Here is a 255-nt window from a genome sequence, read left to right on the forward strand (position 1 = left end):
CCCACAAGGTTTCTCGTGTCTCGTGGTACTTTGGAACATGCTCGCTCTCTTCTGGTTTCACATACGGGGCTTTCACCCTCTGTGGCCGGTCTTTCCAGGACCGTTCTGTTACCATACGAGTCACTTACTGCAGTCCATAACCCCTGGGTGCACGCACCCAGGTTTAGGCTCCTTCCATTTCGCTCGCCGCTACTCTGGAAATCGAGTTTTCTTTCTTTTCCTCCGCCTACTTAGATGTTTCAGTTCAGCGGGTTC

Annotated in this window: 1 rRNA gene; it reads right to left on the reverse strand. The window is 52.2% G+C overall.

Annotation, left to right across the window (positions count from 1 at the left end):
* Positions 1-255: ribosomal RNA gene (locus tag NE473_RS32435) — 23S ribosomal RNA — on the reverse strand; the annotation flags it as partial.

It is taken from the genome of Hungatella sp. SL.1.14, assembly GCF_024460495.1.
GTDB classification, from domain to species: Bacteria; Bacillota; Clostridia; order Lachnospirales; family Lachnospiraceae; genus Hungatella; species Hungatella hathewayi.